The sequence below is a fragment of the Brevibacterium sp. CFH 10365 genome (assembly GCF_009299785.1).
Classification (GTDB): domain Bacteria; phylum Actinomycetota; class Actinomycetes; order Actinomycetales; family Brevibacteriaceae; genus Brevibacterium; species Brevibacterium limosum.
This window is the reverse complement of the sequence record NZ_VIGO01000010.1, coordinates 89,248-106,740: the sequence shown is the minus strand read 5'-3', so window position 1 is coordinate 106,740 and position 17,493 is coordinate 89,248. Positions and strand designations below refer to the sequence as shown.

Sequence of the window (17,493 nt, the reverse complement as noted above, 5' to 3'; positions counted from 1 at the left end):
GGCCCGATCGGCCGCATCCGATTGCGGATGGTGCACTGACCGGTGTGTTCGACCGGCAGGTATCGACCTTACAGAGTGCCACATGTCCTGATCCAGGCACATTTGTCGCCGAAAAGCGGACCGTGTTTGTGCAGATGCACATAATCTTGAGGGTGTGATGGAAAAACAGGATGGAATTAAGGGCACACGACAACTTCGGGACCGGCCGGTGCCCGGGGACGAAGGACGGTGGCTCGAACTCCTCGACGCCCTCGACCTCGACGAGCTGACCGAGCGGTTCATGACGCGCGTGGTCACGGTCTCCGGCTACGATCCCGCCCCGATTCCGATCTCGGAGCTGCGCCGGACCGGGCGACTGTCCTTCTCCACCCTGATCGAGGGGCTGCGGGCAGGCGGTTTCGACGGGCCTGTGGCGGTCTCGACGGAGGTCGGGGTCTCCCGGGCGCGTGCAGGCATCCCGCTCGAGGCGCTCATGACGGCGATCCGGCATGACTTCAATGTGCTCTGGGAGGTGCTCACCCGGGTGGCGAGCCAGGAGGATGCGGAGCTCGTCATCCGCCACACCGGCATCGTCTTATCCACCGTCGACGAGTACGTCTCCCAGGTCCAACAGGCCTACACGGCGGAGCTGGCGCGGATGCGGGCGGAAGAGGATTCGGTGCATGCGGGCCTCATCGCAAGCCTCTTCGACGATCCCGATCCGACCGGCGAGAGGTTATCGACGATCGCGACCGGTCTCGGCCTCGACGTGGACTCACCGCTGCTCGTCATCGCCGCCACCGGGGACGATGTCCGGGCCCTGCGGGTGATCGTCTCCGATCATGCCCGCGCGGGCGGGACCATGTTCACGCACCACCTCGGCGAGGTGCTCATCGCCTTCACGAGTGCTCACGAGACTCCCGGCCACTCCTCGGAGACGCTTGCCCGCAGGATCGCCGAGGCCCGGGTGGGGTATGTACGCGCCGAGAGCATCGGGGCCCTGCGGCGTTCGGCGCTGACGGCCCGAGACCTCGCCGACGTCATCGCCGCTGATGAGACGTCCGCGATGACGTGGCGCAGCGGATGGGCGCGCCTGGCCGCCCGGTCGCTGAACGCGGCGGGCAACCCGATCCTCGCTGATGTCGAGTCGGCACTGTCCGCCTGCGGCCCGGTCGAGCGCGAGCGCCTCATCGAAGCGGTGCAGGTCTACCTCGCTTCGGGCAGCATCGGCGCGAGTGCCGCGCAGCTGTTCTGTCACCGCAACACGGTGGCCAACCGGCTGCGCCGCTTCGCCGAACTCACCGGTGTCGACCCGATGATCCCCGCCGAGGCGGCCCGCCTCGTCGTCGGTTGGGCGTGAGCTGGTCGCGGCGGGACTGCGGCAGTCCGGTGAGGCTCTGCCCGTGTGGTCCGGTCAGAGCGACAGCTCGGCCGTCGACGCTGAGGACGAATCGCCCATCAAGGTTGATACCAAGCGCCTCGAGCTGTGCCCGGTTTTCGGGGAGCACGCCAGCTCCCTCATTGCTGATCCACACGAGGTCTTCGCACGATTGCATGAGCGAAGCGAAGCTGGCACGCGCCTCGGCGTCGACATAGGCCAGCACCGCACTGTGGAACACGACCGGCTGGGTGCCGTCCGGTACCTCGGCGAGCAGGGACTCGACGGTGTCGAGCAGGTCACCGCGGACGAGCCGGGGCGGATCGGCGGCGACGAGTGCAGCCGCCGCAGTGAGCCGTTCGCGTCGCTCATCGTGCTCGGGCCAGATCAGTGAGGTGAGCCATTCCCGCTGGTCAGGTTCGGTGATGTCGAGCGGATTGAGATCGATGCCTGCCCGCCACGCGACCTCGGGGATGCGGAAAGGTGCCTCGACATTAGTCAGTTCGCATTCGAGGACGACCGGACAGGGGCCTTTCGCCGGGTCGAGGCTGACCAAGCGGCCGGACTCCGTTCCGGGCTCCGGCCGGGACCCCGACCCGGACGAAGCGGACTCCGAACTGGGCGATGCGTGCCCGGCACGTTCGGCCCTTCCTTCCGCACCGACCACCTCGGTGAGGGTATAGCGGTAGCTGTAACGGTCGGGATAAAGGCAGAGACCGGCTGAAGCGCCGACCTCGATGAGCGCAAGCGGCCGGTCGATCTGCGCGAGGGCCGGCAGCAGCGCCGCGCACCGGCCGGCCTCATTCGTCTGCGTCGAACGGGCGAACATGAGTTCGCGCACCTTCGCCCAATGATCAAGCAGCCACGACCGCAGCTCAGCATAGGAGCTCTCACCGGCGCCGAGGTGGCGGGCTGCAGCGAAGAGCAGGTTGGCTTGGCGCTTGGGGCGAGGCAGTTCGAGGAGGAGTGCGATGATCTCGTCATCGGCGGACACGCCCTCGGCCCAGGCAGTGTATATCGGGGAGGTGCCGGCGGCCTCGAGACGGGCGAATGTCCGGTAGTAGTCGCGCAGGGTCTCGGCGTCGAGTTCGGACATCGGCTGCACCGTGGCTCCCCCTTCGCAATCGGGTTGTCTGCACTCATCGTAACCAAGTCGCCCAAAGCTAATTCTCGAAACCAGCTGGTCAGTGATCAGGCCCGGGTTCGGCACACGCTGCGTCCCGGTATTCGGAACTTCGCGCCCGAACCCTAGGCCAGCCGCCCGCGCTGTCGTAATGTGTTGCCGTACTGCGCCGACGGCCGCCACCGCGGCGCATCCCGTGCCACCACCGTGGCCGGCCCGATTGAAGGAGATCGCATGTCATCCGAGGTGAGCCCGCCGACCAGCGGACAGACCCCCGCCGATTCGGCCCTGGAGAAGAGGACCCTGCGCAAGGTTCTCCTCCGTCTCATCCCGTTCATCATCGCGATGTACTTCATCAACTATCTCGACCGCACGAACCTCGGCATCGCCGGACCCGGCGGAATGAACGAAGACCTCGCGATGAACGCAACCCAGTTCGGGTTCGCGGCAGGCATCTTCTTCTTCGGCTACCTCATCCTCGAGGTGCCCTCGAACCTCGCGCTGCACAAGTTCGGTGCCCGCATCTGGCTCGCCCGCATCCTCATCAGCTGGGGCATCGTCGCCGCCGCGATGGCCTTCGTGCCCAACCACGGTTGGCTCTACGTCCTGCGGTTCCTCCTCGGTGTTGCCGAAGCCGGCTTCTTCCCCGGCATCATCCTCTACCTCACCTACTGGTTCCCGACCTCGATGCGCGCCCGGGCCACCGCCCTGTTCATGCTCGCCATCCCGCTCTCCAGCGTCGTCGGCACCCCTGTCTCCTCGTGGCTGATCTCCAGCGGCAACGCGATCTTCGAGAACTTCGCGGGCTGGCGCTTCATGTTCATCATCGAAGGCGTACCGGCGATCCTGTTGGGCATCATGTGCATCTTCTACCTCACCGACCACCCGCGCGAGGCGAAGTGGCTGAGCCCCGAGGAGCGCAACTGGCTGCAGACGACGATGGACGCCGAAGAGAAGTCCAAGGAAGAGACCTTCCACTACCCGGTCCGCCGCTCCCTGCTGCAGCCGCGAGTCTGGGCGCTGTCCTTCGTCTACTTCGGCATGGTCTACGGCCTGTACGCCATGAGCTTCTTCCTGCCCACGATCATCTCCGGCTTCCAGGAGACCTTCGGCGTCGAATACTCGATCGTCGAGATCGGCTTCATCACCGCCATCCCCTACGTCTTCGGGGCGCTGGCCATGTACTTCTGGTCCCGCCACGGCGACCGCACCGGCGAACGCGTCTGGCATGTCGCCCTGCCGCTGTTCGTCGGCGGAGTGGCGATCCCGATCGCCCTCTATCTGTCCTCGCCGTTCACCACGATGGTCGCCGTGACCATCACCTGCATGGCCATCTGCGCGGCCCTGCCCACCTTCTGGCCGCTGCCGCAGACCTTCCTCGCCGGGGCCGGTGCGGCCGCCGGGCTGGCGCTGATCAATTCACTGGGCAATTCGTCGGGATTCTTCGCCCCGTACATCACCGGCTGGCTCGCCGATCTCACCGGCACCCAGAATGCCGGTATGTGGGTCGTCGGGGCTGTGATGATCGCCGCCGGAATCGTCACCCTCATCCTCAAGGCCGCTCCCGCGCCCGATAACCTGGACGCGAACCACACGTGAAGGCAGGCAGAGCTGACGTCTCCCGTCACCGAGGCGGCCGATCGTCACCGTGTCCCGTCCGCCTTCGCCGCCACCGATCCGAGGAGCAGCATTGACGACCCCGACGTCCACCGCACCCGACTTCCCCGCCCTCGACCCGACAGCTCTCGACGATCTCGCCGCGCGGCTCAGCCCGGGCGCACTGACGACGGACCCCGACGTCATCGACGCCCACTCCAGCGACGAAGCCCTGTTCTGCCCACGCGAGGGCGCGATCGCCCTGGTCAGGGCCGCCTCGGCGGAGGATGTGCAAGAGGTCATGCGGTTCGCCACCGAGCATCGCATCCCCGTCGTCCCACAAGGGGCACGGTCCGGAATCTCGGGTGGAGCGAACGCCTCACCCGGAGCGATCCTGCTCAACGCGTCGAAGATGAACGATGTCGTAGCCGTGAACGAGGCCGAACGCCTCGTCACCGTCCAGCCGGGCATCATCAACCAGGACCTCAAGGACCACCTCACCCCGTTCGGACTGTCGTACCCACCGGATCCGGGCTCGGTGGCGTTGTCATCGATCGGTGGGAACATCGCGACGAACGCAGGCGGACTGTGCTGTGTGAAATACGGTGTGACCAGGGACTATGTTCGGTCGCTCACGGTTGTTCTCGCCGACGGGACCATCACCACGCTCGGCCCGCAGACGGCGAAGGGTGTGGCCGGACTCGACATGCGGCACCTCTTCATCGGCTCCGAAGGCACTCTGGGCATCGTCGTCGAGGCGACGCTGCGCCTGGTGCCCGCCCTGCCCGAGCCGTTCACCGCGATCGCGACGTTTCCGAATGAGCGCAGCGGACTGCAGACCGTCGCCAACTTCATGGCCGGAGGAGGGGTGCCGAGCCTGTTCGAGTTCCTCGACGGGGCGAGCCTGCGCATGCTCAACGACTATGGCGACTTCGGCCTCGACGGCGATGCCGGGGCCATGCTCATCATGCAGGTCGACGACAACCCGACCGAAGCGGAAGCCGCGATGTCGACCTTCACCGAGGTGGCTCAGGGCTGTGGTGCCCTCGACGTCGCGTACTCCGACGACCCGACGGATTCCGCGGCCCTCATCACCGCGAGGCGGATGATCCAGCCGGCCTACGAGAAGTTCGCGAACGCCCACGGCGGCGGTCAGCTGCTCGACGATGTGTGCCTGCCCCGCACCGCGGTTCCCGAATTCTGCGACCGACTGGCCGAGCTGCGGGCATCATCCGGACTCGAGATCGCTCTCGTCGCGCACGCCGGTGACGGCAATATGCACCCCTCGGTGTTCTTCGACTCTGCGGATGCGGCCGAGACGGCGAAGGCCGAAGAGGTCTTCGAAGAGATCATGCACGTCGGCCTCGAACTCGGCGGCACGATCACCGGCGAACACGGGGTCGGGTTCCTCAAACGTGCCTGGCTGCCGAACGAACTCGACGAGGGCTCACGACGGATCCAGCTGGCAGTGAAGAACGCCCTCGACCCGCAGGGCATCCTCAACCCCGGAAAGATGCTCGCCGAGATCTGAGCCCAGTCGCGACCCTCGGCAGAGGGCGGATGTTCCGCCGAGGCGCACAGGGCTGGCGGCGTGCCCCACCAGGAAGAGGGCTGGCGGCGTGCCCGCAGTCAGCTGGTGGCGAGCTCGCACAGAGCGGTGACCGCATCCTCGATGAGTTCCTGCTGTGGGTGACCCGGATCGCTGATCGCGTGGATGTACCGGATCGGACCGGGAGCTGCCACGGGAACGATCACGACACCCGGAGGCAGAGGTTCGACACCGAGCCTCGGCAGAATCGTCAGACCCAGACCCCGACTGACCATGTGCAGGGCTGTGACGAAGCTGTGGGCCTCATGCTTGAAGTGGACGCGCACGCCTGCGCGTGAGCAGGCATCGAAGAGAATCGTTCGGCACGGGCCGTCCCCGGTGTCATTGTCGATCCAGGGGAAGTTCTCCAGCTCGCTGAGACCGACTTCCGCACGAGAAGCCAGCGGATGGTCCTCCGGCACTGCGACGACGTACGGGTCCTCGGTGAGGAAGTGACCCTCCACCCGCGGCGGGAACTCCGGTGCCGCGGTTTCCGAGATCACCACCTGCAGATCGGAATGGAATGCGGTCCAGGGTCCCTCGGCCAGATTGAGCTGGACGGCGACGTCAGGGTGACGGTGCTCGAGGTAGGAGACGAGTTCCGGCAGCCACTGCGTGCCCGCCGTGCCGAAATATCCGATCGACAGTCGTCCGATTCGATTCTCGTGCAGGTCCGAGATGCGCTGCCCGAGTCGCCCCGAGCTCTCGAGCACGGAGTCGACGTCGGGCATGATCGCGGAGCCGGTGTCAGTCAGGCACAGGCCGCGCCCCTGTCGCTGGAAGAGCGTCAGCCCCGTCTCCTGCTCGAGGAGTTTGAGATGATGACTGACCGCAGACGGAGAGAGGCCGAGATGCTGAGCGGCGGAGCGGACGGACCCGGTGAGGGCAACCGACTTGAACGACTGCAGATGAACCACGTTGTGCATGATCCAAACGTACGGATTCATCGCACAGTCGTGCAATGGTGTGCGCTTTTATTTCATGGTTGAACGCCGAATAATCGGACTCATGAACAGACCGGCAACCGACCTTCGAGACTCGACTCCGAACCTCCAACCACAGGCAGGCCCCCGAGGCCTGCCGTGGATCGCGGCACTGCTCACCATGACCTTCTGGGCGTCGTCCTTCGTCGTCATCCGCGACGTCGGTGAGGCCTTCTCGCCCGGGCCGATGGCGCTGCTGCGCGGCGCATCTGCGGCTGTGGTGCTCTCCGTCTGGATGCTCTTCCGCCGCCCGAAATTCCCCACCCGTGCGGTCACCTGGCTGATCCTGATCCTCTGGGGCGTCGCCTGGTTCGCCGCCTACGTGGTGGTCCTCAACGCAGCCGAACGGTCCATCGACGCCGGCACGGCCGCGATGATCGTCAATATCGCACCGCTCATCATCGCCGTCTTCGCCGGACTCGTCTTCGGCGAAGGTCTGCCGAAGCGTCTGCTCATCGGCATCGTCGTCTCCCTGCTCGGGATCGGGATGATCACTGCCGCCACCTTCACCGGCTACTTCACGATCGGCGGGCTCGTCCTCAGCCTCGTCGCCGCGCTGCTCTATGCCGCCTGCGTGCTGCTGCAGAAGCACTTCCTGTCCAGAGACGACTCCGTGACCGTCACCTGGGCGGGAATCCTCGTCGGGGCACTCGTCAGTCTCGTCTTCGCTCCGGGCCTCGTCGACGAGGTGGCCGCGGCGCCGGTCGAGATGACGCTTCAGGTCGTCTACTTAGGGGTTGTTCCGACCGCCATCGCCTTCAACCTGTGGGGATATGCGCTCAAGTTCCTTCCGGCAGGACTGCTCAGCTCCTCGAGCCTCGTCGTCCCCGCCGTCGTCGTCCTCCTGGCCTGGGTCGTACTCGGATAGGTTCCGCCTCCGCTGGCTGCGGCCGGCGGCGTGCTGTGCCTTGCCGGGGCGGCCACTGCGATCGGACCTCAGATCGCCGGGGCACTTCGCAGGTCGACGACTCAGCCCTCGGCTTTGCCCTGCCGCCAGTAGCCCATGAACGCGATCTGCTTGCGATCGACCCCGACCTCCTGGACGAGGTAGCGGCGCAGACGCTTGACCGGTCCGGCCTCTCCGGCGATCCAGGCATAGAAGGGACGGTCGTCCTCCTCCGTCGCACTCGAACTGCCCTGGGCTGCCTCGGTGAGGGCAGCGGGAACATCCCAGAGGATCTCCTCGTCGATGTTGACATCATCGAGTTCCCGCACCGGACCACTCGGCCCGCCGGCCGACCCTGCCGATCCGGCCCCCGCCTCGGCAGGGATCCGGGTCTCAGAGCGCACGGCCTCACGGACGGCGGGTTCGAGCAGTTGTCCGAAATCGGCGTTGCCGCGCGGCAGCCATTCGATCTCGAAGCCGGCGGGAGCAGTCATGTCGATGATGTCCTCGGCGCTCGGGACCTCGAGAACGGCCTTGCCCAGGGCCTGGCTGTCCTTGAGCGAATCGAGGATCGAGGCGATCGCGGGCACGGCGGTCTCGTCGCCGGCGAGCAGGATCTGGTGGGCGTCGCCGGGGGCGAATTCGATCCCGGCGCACGGGGTCTCCGAGGCACGGGAGGGGCCGATGATGTGGAGACCGTGCCCCACCTCGGCGGCTTCGGCCCATTGGGCCGCCGGACCCGAATGACCGTGCTCATCGGTGTGGAGGACCATGTCGATGACGAGTCTGCGCTCGGCATCGTTCCATTCCCGCACCGTGTAGGTGCGCATCGCGCCGCGAACCTCGGGATCGATCTGCAGCCAGGCCTGGTACCAGGACACACCGGCGGCTTCCTGCTCCGTGAGGAATGCGGGCAGATCGAACTGCGGCACGGCAGCACGCTGAGGAGGGATGACGAGTTTGATCCGCAGGTCACGAGGGTGCGTGTTCGGGCCGAATTCCTCGAGCCCCGCACCCCCGAATGTCACCCGACGGAAAGACGGGCTGAGGTCTTCGACGGCGAGGACCTCTGCTTCGAAGGCACCGATGGGGGCTCGTGACACTGATTCTCCTTCGCATCCCACGACCACAGGGGCGCGGGTTCGTCCCCGCGGGGACGCGTTGTTCGTGTGTGCAGCTGTCGAGGACGTCGGAACATCCACAACACTGCTCTACTCTAATTCAGTAAGGCTAGCCTTTCCAAATAGTGTTACGGTGGTTCCGGTGTCACCACAGGCGTCATCAACAGGGCCAGCTGAGCCGCTCTGACCAGCACTTCCACCGATCCGTCACGTCCAACGTCCCCGCGGGGACCTGCCCGATCCGTCCTCGCCGGGACTCACCCATTCCGTCCCCGCGGTGGCGCTCACCGAAAGGCTCTCGATGCGTCGTCGTCAGCTTCTTGCCCTCTCCGTTCTCGCCCCTTTCGCCCTCGTCGCCTGTCGAGGTGAGGCCGATGGCGCCGCAGGAAGCGGTGCTTCCGGCTCCGCAGGCGGCGTCCCGAACTTCACATACTCGCCCGACGGCTATGACGGGCTGACGATCGAACTCGACCGGCCTGCCAAGCGCATCGCAGCGGACTTCTACTCGGCGGCCGGGCTCGCGCAGTACGGAATCACCCCGGTCGCGGTCTTCGGCTTCGGGCAGAACGAATCCCCGGGCAAGGCCTTCGACTCCGAAGGAGTCGAGGTCGTCGGCACCGATATGGAACTCGATATCGAGGCCCTCGCGGTCGCCGAACCGGACATCCTCGTCGCCTACGGCAATGAGGCCGGGGACGGGTGGACTTGGTGGGACGATAAAGTGAAAGGCCAGGTCAGCGAGCTCGTGCCCTTCGTCCCGGTCAAACTCGGCGGGCAGGGGCCCGATGCGATGTTCGCCCAGTACGCGGCCATCGCAGAAGCGCTGGGCAAGGACACGGACACCGGCGACATCGCGGACAGACGCAAGGACTTCGACGACGCCCGCACCCGCATCCGCAGCGTGGCGAAGAAGCAGGACGAGCTGACCGTGCTGCTGGCGAACTTCACCGCGGAGATCAATTACACCTCGAACTCCCTGGGCATCGCCGAGATGCTCAGCGAGGACGGACTCACCCTCGTCGGTCCCGACGCCACGGGTGAGAGCAGCTGGGCCGAGGTCTCCTGGGAGAAGATGTCGGACTACCCGGCCGACGTGGTCCTCGTCCACGACGCCTCGACCGACTATGAGGACAACCCCGTCTACAAACGGCTGCCCGCAGTGGAGGCGGGGCAGCTGGGCACCTGGGACGACAAACGCGCATACACGTATGACGGCTATGCGAAATGGCTGAACGAACTCGCCGACGTCCTCGAATCCGCGAAGAAGATCGTCAAGGATTGACCTGATCCGCCGGCTCGGTGATTCCCTGCAGTATGACGTCGGTGAGTGCTGCGAATCGGGAAGTCGTGACCGGTTGTCGTGATAGGACGAGGAACACCAGTGAGCCGATCAGAGCATCGACGGCGACGGTGATGTCGGCATCATGGCGGACCTCCCCCGCTCTGACGCCGTCTTGCAATCGCCGGGTGAGGATACTCCTTGCCGGCAGAGTGAACCTCTCCCACAGCCGCTCGCCGACTTCCTCGTTTCCCGCAGCGGCCGAGGCAAGCGCCCTGATGAGGGCGGAACCGCCCGGTTCGTCGACGCTTGAGGTGAACCACCCGACGAGAGTGCGGAGATCGGCGGCGAGGTCGTCGGTTGCTGTTGGCGCCCGTGCCTCCAGCGGAATCACACCGGATAGGACCGCCTCGGCGACGATCTCCGCTTTCGACGTCCACCATCGGTACACCGTCTGTTTGCCGACGCCCGCCGAAGAGGCGATCTCACCAACCGACATCTGCTCGTAGCCATCGCTGATAAGCAGAGTCTTCGTGGCTTCCAGCACGGATCTGCGAGACGACTCTGAGCGGGGTCTGCCGCGTCGGGATTCAGCCATCTCCCCAGTATACGAAGTACCATTACATTTACGAGACGACGAGTCTCGGAACTATGAGCTCCCGACCGCCCCTGGCCGAGGGCAGGAACTGAATAGGAGAGATGAAGATGGGCGAGACGGCAGTCATCATCGGTGTCGGTGGCATGGGCGAGGCGATCGCTCGGCGTGTGGGGTCGGGCAGGGACGTGCTGCTCGCCGATTCCAACCCTGCTGCCCTGGACAGAATCGCGACAGCTCTGAGCGACGACGGCTATTCGGTGACGACCCAGCGAGTCGACGTCTCCGACCGCGATTCCGTGATAGAGCTCGCTGGGAGGGCCGGTTCCCTCGGGTCTGTGGCGCACGTGGCCCACACTGCGGGCCTCTCGCCCGAACAGGCCGACGTCGCCGCCGTGCTCGACGTCGATCTGATCAGCGTCGCCAACAGTCTCGACGAGTTCGGAGCAGTGATCGCTCCCGGAGGGTCGGGAGTCGTCATCAGCAGCATGGCCGGATGGCTCGTCGCCGGGCGGATGTCCGCGGAAGAGGAGACCGCCCTGGCGCTCACGCCCACCGCGGAACTCCTCTCACTGCCGATGTTGCGGGGCCTCTCGGATTCGGGGGCCGCCTACGGCATCGCCAAACGTGCCAATCAGCTGCGTGTCAGCGCGGCGAGTCCGATCTGGGGTCGGCGAGGCGGCAGGATCAACAGCATCAGTCCCGGAGTGATCTCCACTCCGATGGGGCAGCAGGAGCTCAGCGGAGAGTCCGGTGAGGCGATGCGGGCGATGATCGACGGTTCCGGCACCGGCCGGATCGGCACTCCGTCCGATATCGCCGCTGCGGCGGCCTTCCTGCTCGGCCCCGAAACGAGTTTCATCACCGGCGCGGACCTCCTCGTCGATGGCGGAGTGGTCGGCAGCGTCCGTGGAGGTGTCAGCGTGCCCGGGGACGAAAGCTGACGGAATTCGCCGGTCGACTCCGAATGGGCCGTCCGGTCCGACGCGGAACCACCCAGCCAGACGCATGGACGCGCAGCCACGCGTCGGCCCACACATTCAGGCACTGCGCAACACCAGGAGGAAAGGAACACGAAATGACGAACAGCACAGCAGAACAGATGACGGTGACGTCGCAGAACTTCGAGGAAGGTGTGCAGCGTTTTGCCGGACAGACGGTCATCGTCACCGGAGCCGGTTCCGGCATCGGCCGCGCCACGGCGTTGCAGATCCTCGCCGAAGGGGGTCGCGTGATCGCCGTCGACATCTCCCGCGACCGTCTCTCCGAGCTCGAGTCAATGCCCTCGGGGGAGAGGGTCGTCACCGTACGTGCAGATGTCACCGACGAAGAGGACATCAAGGACGTCGTCGACTCCATCGGGGATTCGCCGATCGCGGGGCTGGCCAACATCGCCGGCATCACAGACGGTCATCGGCCGCTTCATGAGACAGAGGACGAAATCTGGCAGAGAGTGATGGCAGTGAACGTCGATGGGCCCTTCCGGCTCACCCGCGCTGTCGTTTCGCGAATGCTCGCGGGCTCCGGAGGCGCCGTCGTCAACGTCGCATCCGAGGCCTCGCTGCGTGGGAACGCGGCGGGCACGGCCTATACCGTGTCCAAGCACGCGATCGTCGGACTGACCCGCAGTGCCGCGTTCCTGTACGGATCCGAAGGCATCCGTGTCAACGCTGTGGCGCCGGGGCCGGTCGCCACAGGTATCGAAGGTGCCTTCGCCTCGGAATACTCGCAGCAGCGCCTCGGGCCCTTCATGCGCATGATCCCGCCGATCGCTGAACCCGAGGCCATCGCGGCGTCGATCACCTGGCTGCTCAGTGCGGAATCGCACAATGTCAATGGCGTCGTCCTGCCCTCGGACGGCGGCTGGTCGGTGCAGTAGAAGTCACTGCGGCGGTTCAGTTGTGAACAGCCCCCGATGGAGGATTGCGCGGACCCGATCGATCAAGGGGCCTGCGGGAGCCTGACGGTCCACGACGAGAACGGTCATCGCCATCGGGAGAGTGAGGAGCATGTCCGCGGCCATCACCGACGAATGCAGCAGGCCCTCCCTGTGGGCTGCCTCCACGAGTGGTTCAAGGGCGGCGAGCGTTCGTTCGGAGAGCTCGCTCGTCGCTCGGGTGCTGCGTCCCTCTCGAGGGCCCTGCGAGATCATCTGAGCGAGCCAGGGCACGTCGAGTTGGACGTCGAGCAGGTAGTGGTAGAGCTGCACCGCCCCGTCGGGTACGTCGGCGAGGGAGGACGCGCGCTGCTCGATGTCAGCCACATTGTCGCGCAGCACAGCAAGCGCGAGGTCCTCCCGGTTCGCGAAATGACGGTGGAGCGTGGTGCGACTCACACCAGCCTCGCGAGCGATCTCATCAAGGGGAACTTCGGTGCCGCGCTCGGCGACGATGCGGCGGGCGGCGTCGAGCAGGAGGCCGCGGTTGCGGGCGGCATCGCGTCGATGGGGGACCTCGGGCATGGCTGCATGCTATCAGCGGTGCAGGGTCGCAGCACTGGACGGTGTGCGGGGGTGATCGGGCGGAAATCTCGAGCCGCGGTTTGCGTGCGAAACGTACATATATGTACGGTTTGGATCGCTCGCACTGATCGTGCGGGCCTTCGACGAAAGGCCCATTGCTATGACCGCTCCTTCGGGATTCACGGAGCTCCCCTTCGACCCCGACGCCTTGCGCGAGAAGTATCGCGCAGAGCGCGATCGGAGGATTCGACCGGATGGCAGCTCCCAGTACCTGGCCGCTGCGGGAGAGTTCGGCTACTACGCCCACGATCCCTATACGCCGAGGACAGAGCGGAGTCCTGTGGCCGATCGTGTCGAAGTGCTGGTGATCGGTGCCGGCTTCGGCGGATTGGTCACTGCGGCGCGACTGCGAGAAGCCGGAGTCGAATCGATGCGGATCATGGATGAGGCCGGTGATGTCGGAGGCACCTGGTATTGGAACCGCTACCCAGGCATCCACTGTGACATCGAGTCATATGTCTACATGCCGCTGCTCGAGGAACTGGGCACAGTGCCCAGTAAGCGCTACGCTCCCGGCGAGGAGATTCGGCAGCACGCGATCGCGATCGCCGAGCACTACGACCTCTATCGTGATACCGCCTTCCACACCCGCGCTACCGAGATGCGCTGGGACGAGGACGCCGACGAATGGATCGTGAGCACCGACCGTGGTGACAGTATGCGCGCCCGCTACGTCATTGTCTCCTCCGGCACGCTGACCCAGCCCAAGCTGCCCGGCATACCGGGGATCGAGGACTTCGGTGGGCACACCTTCCACACCAGCCGATGGGACTACGGCTATACGGCCGGCGACGCCTCGGGCGCTCTCACAGGCCTGGCAGACAAGCGTGTGGGAGTCGTGGGCACCGGCGCCACCGGACTGCAGGTGATACCGCACCTGGCCCGCGACGCTGAGCAGCTGTTCGTCTTCCAGCGGACTCCGTCATCGGTCGATGTGCGCGACAACCGACCGACGGACCCCGAATGGGCGGCGAAGCTGCGGCCGGGTTGGCAGCGTGAGCGGATGGAGAACTTCCTCTCCATCCTGTCCGGGGAGGAAGTGGATGAGGACCTCACCCAGGACGGTTGGACATCCACTGCGCGACTGCAGCGCAAGATGATCAGCGGCGCCGTGGATACGACTCTCGAACCGACGGAAAGGGAAAGACGGGACGAGCTCGCCGACTTCGCGAAGATGGAGCAGATCCGCGAGCGCGTCGATTCCGTCGTCTCCGACCCCGCAACTGCCGCTGCGCTCAAACCTTGGTACAGGTACATGTGTAAGCGACCCGGCTTCAGCGACGAATACCTGCAGGCCTTCAACCGGCCGAATGTCACGCTCGTCGACACGGCGGACCACGGCGGGGTCACTCGCATGACTGAGAATTCGGTGGTCGTCGGCGACGAGGAGTACGAAGTCGACTGCGTCATCTTCGCCACCGGATTCGAGACCGGCGTCTCAGGCGTCATCTCGGGCACTCTTCCGGTGTATGGCCGTCACGGAGTCGAACTGCTCGATGCGTGGGCGCAGGGACCGAGGACACTTCACGGATTCTACTCACACGGGTTCCCGAATCTCTTCCACCTGGGATCGCTGCAGAACGCGAACGCAGTCAACTTCGTCCACATCCTCACAGAACAGGCCGAACACATCACCGCTGTGATCGCGGCCGCCAGGCATGCGGGCGCTCGCCGCGTCGAACCGACCGCGGAGGCGGAGCAGGAATGGTGTGAGACCATCCGTGAGGTCGCTGCCGACAACTCTGCCTTCCTCGCCGAATGCACACCTGGTTACTACAACGGCGAAGGGGCAAGGACCGGGAAGTCGAACTCCTACGGTCCCGGGCCCATCGCCTTCCACCGGCTGCTGGCGCAGTGGAGGTCCGAGCGCCTCTCCGAGGTGCTCGTGTCGTGTGAAGTCGAAAGCACGGTGGCCTGATGCTCGACCGTGATGCCGCCCCGGCTGCCGGTCCGTCGCGCTCGAGCGGCACTGAGGACGAGTCGACCATCCGGTCGGCGGCGCACTCGACGAGCCGTCGTGCGCGGTTCTCGCGTGGACGAACCGCTGGTCTGGCAGGTGGCGTCCTTGTCTTGACGCTGACGGCCTGTACCGCACACTCCGGTGCAGGGTCCGCCGAAGAAACCAAGCCCTCAGCCGTCGGGGAGATCACTGCGGAGAGAGTCCTCAAGGTCAGCGAGCCGCATGAGGAGACGGGCATGACTCTGTTGGAGGGGCCCACATTCGACGATGAGGGTAACCTGCTCCTCGTCGATGTGACGGCCCCGGCGCGGGAAGACAAGGTGATGCGCATCGATCTCGACTCCGACCGGGTGACGCGGTTCCATACCGATGACAAGAGCGCATTCACCTCAGCACAGTGGGGGCCGAACGATGACAGGCTCTATCTCACGGACTATGCCGGAGGGCGCATCATCTCCGTCGGATCCGATGGAGATGATGCGAAGACGGTCTTCGAAGGAGATGTCGAGGGGCGACAGATGCACCCGGACGACCTCGCCTTCGATTCCGATGGGAACCTCTTCGTCTCGGACTCCGCTGCGACCGCCTATCCGGATGCGGAACCCGCAGGCAGGGTCATTCGCATCGATGCCGACAGCTCCGAGGCCACCGTTCTGGCGAAGCGACAACCAAATCCCAACGGAATCTCACTCGGTCCCGACGATGATGAGCTCTGGGTCAGTCAGCTCGATGCCGACCGGCTCGACCGACTCCTGCTCAACGATGACCATACGGCGGTGACCACGGGGCACACTGCGTTCCACATCGACGGCGGCGCGGCTCAGACGGACTCCAACGGGATCGATGCCGAGGGCAATGTCTATCAGGCGATGCACGGCATCCCCGAGATCCGCGTACACAGTCGTCACGGTCAGCACCTGGCCACGGTCCGCATCCCCGACGGCGACGATGAACTCGAATCCGCGACGAACATCGCCATCAGACCGGGAACCGACGACGCCTACGTCACCGTCAGCGGGCCCGAAGGCGGCTTCGTCTACCGCTTCGATGCTTTGGGGGAGGGCACACGACAATCCAACGGAGGCTGAGCATCTGCGTCTGGCCCGGCTACCATCGGTGCATGAGCGAACTGCCTGACGAACTCAGCACCGACGAGATCATCCGATCCCTGGCAACGGGCCGACCGACCATATGGGTTCGGTCCAACCCCACCGAGGCGGCCCTGCCCGATCTCGCCGAGGTCATGGACTCCGCGGCGGCCCGGTTCGACCGCTTCGCCCCCTGGTTCGCCGAGACCTTCCCGGAAACGGCAACGATCCCGGCCGAGCTCGAATCGGCATTCCCCGAGGCCCGCGGCGGGATGATCGAATCGGCCCTTGTCCCCGCCCCCGCGACGCAGCAGCGCCTCGACGGTCTGTTCGGATCGGACTTGGTCGGACAGCTGTGGCTCAAGCGCGACGACAGCCTGCCGGTGAGCGGGTCGATCAAAGCGCGAGGCGGCTTCCACGAGGTGCTCGAATTCGCCGAGGCGGTCGCCGCCGATCGCGGCCTCGACGCTCATGATCCCGCCACCTACTCGAGCCCGCAGTTCCGGGAGATCGCCGCGAACCACCGCATCGTCGTCGGCTCGACGGGCAACCTCGGGCTGTCGATCGGAATCCTGAGCGCTCGCCTCGGATTCGCCGCCTCGGTGCACATGTCCGCCGACGCCCGCGCCTGGAAGAAAGACCGGCTGCGCGATCACGGAGTCGACGTCATCGAACACGCCGGTGACTTCGTCGAAGCCGTCGAAGCCGGCCGAGCCTCAGCGGAAGCCGCCGAGAACACCCACTTCGTCGACGACGAGGACTCGGTGAGTCTCTTCGCCGGATACTCGGTGGCCGCACTGCGGCTCAGACGGCAGTTCGACGCCGCCGGAGTGACCATCGATGAGCAGAATCCTCTCACCGTCTACCTGCCGTGCGGAATCGGAGGCGGTCCCGGGGGAGTGACCTTCGGACTCAGACGCGTCTTCGGTGCTGCGGTGCGCTGCGTCTTCGTCGAACCGAGCCAGGCACCGGCGATGTTCCTCGGCGTGCGCACCGGTCGGCACAGCGACATCTGCGTTCAGGACATCGGACTGACCGGAGCCACCGCCGCCGACGGACTGGCGGTCGCCCGCCCGTCACGATTCATCGGACCGACGATCGGGCCGCTGATCTCCGGTTTCGCCGCCCTCCCCGACGAGGTCATCCGGGCCGGAGTCGGCGTGCTCCACGAGACCGAAGGCATCGATGTCGAGCCCTCGGCGACCGCTGGGCTGACCATTCCGTGGCGGATGGGCGACGCAGCGGCTGCGTCTCCGTCGGGCGTCCACCTGGTGTGGCTCACCGGTGGGGCGATGGTGCCCGACGATGAGCGGGCTGCCTACGTCGATGAAGGACGAGGGCTGCTGGAGAGGATCGGCGGCGCCGCCTCGGCGATATTCGTCGACTGACGCGCCAG

Annotated in this window: 15 protein-coding genes; 10 read left to right on the top strand and 5 right to left on the bottom strand. The window is 65.8% G+C overall.

Annotation, left to right across the window (positions count from 1 at the left end; all coding sequences use genetic code 11):
• Window positions 1–208: 208 nt before the first annotated feature.
• Window positions 209–1,339, top strand: a complete 1,131-nt coding sequence (locus FHG09_RS17810; protein ID WP_227492852.1) for a PucR family transcriptional regulator — start codon at window positions 209–211, stop codon at window positions 1,337–1,339.
• Here FHG09_RS17810 and FHG09_RS17805 read toward each other — a convergent pair.
• The gene (locus FHG09_RS17805; protein WP_152348977.1) at window positions 1,278–2,453 is read right to left on the bottom strand and encodes a DUF2332 domain-containing protein; all 1,176 of its coding nucleotides are present in this window, start codon (window positions 2,451–2,453) and stop codon (window positions 1,278–1,280) included. The genes FHG09_RS17810 and FHG09_RS17805 overlap by 62 nt on opposite strands.
• Window positions 2,454–2,714: 261 nt before the next feature.
• Between FHG09_RS17805 and FHG09_RS17800 the strand changes: the two genes are divergently transcribed.
• On the top strand, window positions 2,715–4,079 hold the full coding sequence (locus tag FHG09_RS17800) for an MFS transporter (RefSeq protein WP_152348976.1): 1,365 nt from the start codon (window positions 2,715–2,717) through the stop codon (window positions 4,077–4,079).
• Window positions 4,080–4,170: 91 nt separating this feature from the next.
• Window positions 4,171–5,607 (top strand): FAD-binding oxidoreductase, encoded by a 1,437-nt coding sequence (locus FHG09_RS17795; RefSeq protein ID WP_152348975.1) that lies wholly within the window; start codon window positions 4,171–4,173, stop codon window positions 5,605–5,607.
• A 98-nt stretch (window positions 5,608–5,705) separates the two neighbouring features.
• Here the strand turns inward: FHG09_RS17795 and FHG09_RS17790 are convergent, their stop codons facing one another.
• Entirely contained in the window at window positions 5,706–6,590 is an 885-nt protein-coding gene (locus FHG09_RS17790) for a LysR family transcriptional regulator (RefSeq protein WP_193627433.1), read from the bottom strand.
• Window positions 6,591–6,672: 82 nt separating this feature from the next.
• On the opposite strand from FHG09_RS17790, the gene FHG09_RS17785 reads away from it, so the two are divergent.
• Window positions 6,673–7,515: a DMT family transporter gene (locus FHG09_RS17785; RefSeq protein WP_227492851.1), complete on the top strand. Its 843-nt coding sequence runs from the start codon at window positions 6,673–6,675 to the stop codon at window positions 7,513–7,515.
• Window positions 7,516–7,616: 101 nt separating this feature from the next.
• Here FHG09_RS17785 and FHG09_RS17780 read toward each other — a convergent pair whose 3' ends face one another.
• Window positions 7,617–8,636: a siderophore-interacting protein gene (locus FHG09_RS17780; RefSeq protein ID WP_152348973.1), complete on the bottom strand. Its 1,020-nt coding sequence runs from the start codon at window positions 8,634–8,636 to the stop codon at window positions 7,617–7,619.
• Between the two features lie 295 nt (window positions 8,637–8,931).
• Between FHG09_RS17780 and FHG09_RS17775 the strand changes: the two genes are divergently transcribed.
• Complete coding sequence (locus FHG09_RS17775; protein ID WP_152348972.1) at window positions 8,932–9,936, top strand: ABC transporter substrate-binding protein; 1,005 nt, start codon at window positions 8,932–8,934, stop codon at window positions 9,934–9,936.
• Here FHG09_RS17775 and FHG09_RS17770 read toward each other — a convergent pair.
• Window positions 9,926–10,531, bottom strand: a complete 606-nt coding sequence (locus FHG09_RS17770) for a TetR/AcrR family transcriptional regulator (protein WP_152348971.1) — start codon at window positions 10,529–10,531, stop codon at window positions 9,926–9,928. The two genes, FHG09_RS17775 and FHG09_RS17770, sit on opposite strands and share 11 nt — an antisense overlap.
• Window positions 10,532–10,638: 107 nt before the next feature.
• Here FHG09_RS17770 and FHG09_RS17765 point away from each other — a divergent pair, with 107 nt between their 5' ends.
• Together FHG09_RS17765 and FHG09_RS17760 are read left to right on the top strand one after the other, a co-directional pair.
• Window positions 10,639–11,472 (top strand): SDR family oxidoreductase, encoded by an 834-nt coding sequence (locus tag FHG09_RS17765; protein WP_152348970.1) that lies wholly within the window; start codon window positions 10,639–10,641, stop codon window positions 11,470–11,472.
• Window positions 11,473–11,606: 134 nt separating this feature from the next.
• Complete coding sequence (locus tag FHG09_RS17760; protein ID WP_227492850.1) at window positions 11,607–12,407, top strand: SDR family NAD(P)-dependent oxidoreductase; 801 nt, start codon at window positions 11,607–11,609, stop codon at window positions 12,405–12,407.
• A gap of 3 nt (window positions 12,408–12,410) precedes the next feature.
• Here FHG09_RS17760 and FHG09_RS17755 read toward each other — a convergent pair whose 3' ends face one another.
• Window positions 12,411–12,989 carry a TetR/AcrR family transcriptional regulator gene (locus FHG09_RS17755; protein WP_152348968.1) on the bottom strand — a complete coding sequence of 193 codons (579 nt, stop codon included), beginning with the start codon at window positions 12,987–12,989 and terminating at the stop codon, window positions 12,411–12,413.
• A gap of 160 nt (window positions 12,990–13,149) precedes the next feature.
• Between FHG09_RS17755 and FHG09_RS17750 the strand changes: the two genes are divergently transcribed.
• The 3 genes from FHG09_RS17750 to FHG09_RS17740 all read left to right on the top strand — a co-directional run bounded on the left by FHG09_RS17750 (window position 13,150) and on the right by FHG09_RS17740 (window position 17,485).
• The gene (locus tag FHG09_RS17750; protein WP_152348967.1) at window positions 13,150–14,967 is read left to right on the top strand and encodes a flavin-containing monooxygenase; all 1,818 of its coding nucleotides are present in this window, start codon (window positions 13,150–13,152) and stop codon (window positions 14,965–14,967) included.
• Between the two features lie 278 nt (window positions 14,968–15,245).
• Window positions 15,246–16,097, top strand: coding sequence for an SMP-30/gluconolactonase/LRE family protein (locus tag FHG09_RS17745; RefSeq protein WP_227492849.1), 852 nt, complete (start codon window positions 15,246–15,248; stop codon window positions 16,095–16,097).
• A gap of 32 nt (window positions 16,098–16,129) precedes the next feature.
• Window positions 16,130–17,485: a D-serine ammonia-lyase gene (locus FHG09_RS17740; RefSeq protein ID WP_152348965.1), complete on the top strand. Its 1,356-nt coding sequence runs from the start codon at window positions 16,130–16,132 to the stop codon at window positions 17,483–17,485.
• The last annotated feature ends 8 nt before the right edge of the window (window positions 17,486–17,493 follow it).

What these genes read in the sequence shown, in the direction of transcription:
- FHG09_RS17740 (WP_152348965.1), top strand. Translation starts at nt 16,130, where the DNA reads ATGAGCGAACTGCCTGACGAACTCAGCACCGACGAGATCATCCGATCC.
- FHG09_RS17760 (WP_227492850.1), top strand. Translation starts at nt 11,607, where the DNA reads ATGACGAACAGCACAGCAGAACAGATGACGGTGACGTCGCAGAACTTC.
- FHG09_RS17750 (WP_152348967.1), top strand. Translation starts at nt 13,150, where the DNA reads ATGACCGCTCCTTCGGGATTCACGGAGCTCCCCTTCGACCCCGACGCC.
- FHG09_RS17765 (WP_152348970.1), top strand. Translation starts at nt 10,639, where the DNA reads ATGGGCGAGACGGCAGTCATCATCGGTGTCGGTGGCATGGGCGAGGCG.
- FHG09_RS17770 (WP_152348971.1), bottom strand. Translation starts at nt 10,531, where the DNA reads ATGGCTGAATCCCGACGCGGCAGACCCCGCTCAGAGTCGTCTCGCAGA.
- FHG09_RS17790 (WP_193627433.1), bottom strand. Translation starts at nt 6,590, where the DNA reads ATGCACAACGTGGTTCATCTGCAGTCGTTCAAGTCGGTTGCCCTCACC.
- FHG09_RS17785 (WP_227492851.1), top strand. Translation starts at nt 6,673, where the DNA reads ATGAACAGACCGGCAACCGACCTTCGAGACTCGACTCCGAACCTCCAA.
- FHG09_RS17805 (WP_152348977.1), bottom strand. Translation starts at nt 2,453, where the DNA reads ATGTCCGAACTCGACGCCGAGACCCTGCGCGACTACTACCGGACATTC.
- FHG09_RS17755 (WP_152348968.1), bottom strand. Translation starts at nt 12,989, where the DNA reads ATGCCCGAGGTCCCCCATCGACGCGATGCCGCCCGCAACCGCGGCCTC.
- FHG09_RS17745 (WP_227492849.1), top strand. Translation starts at nt 15,246, where the DNA reads ATGACTCTGTTGGAGGGGCCCACATTCGACGATGAGGGTAACCTGCTC.
- FHG09_RS17800 (WP_152348976.1), top strand. Translation starts at nt 2,715, where the DNA reads ATGTCATCCGAGGTGAGCCCGCCGACCAGCGGACAGACCCCCGCCGAT.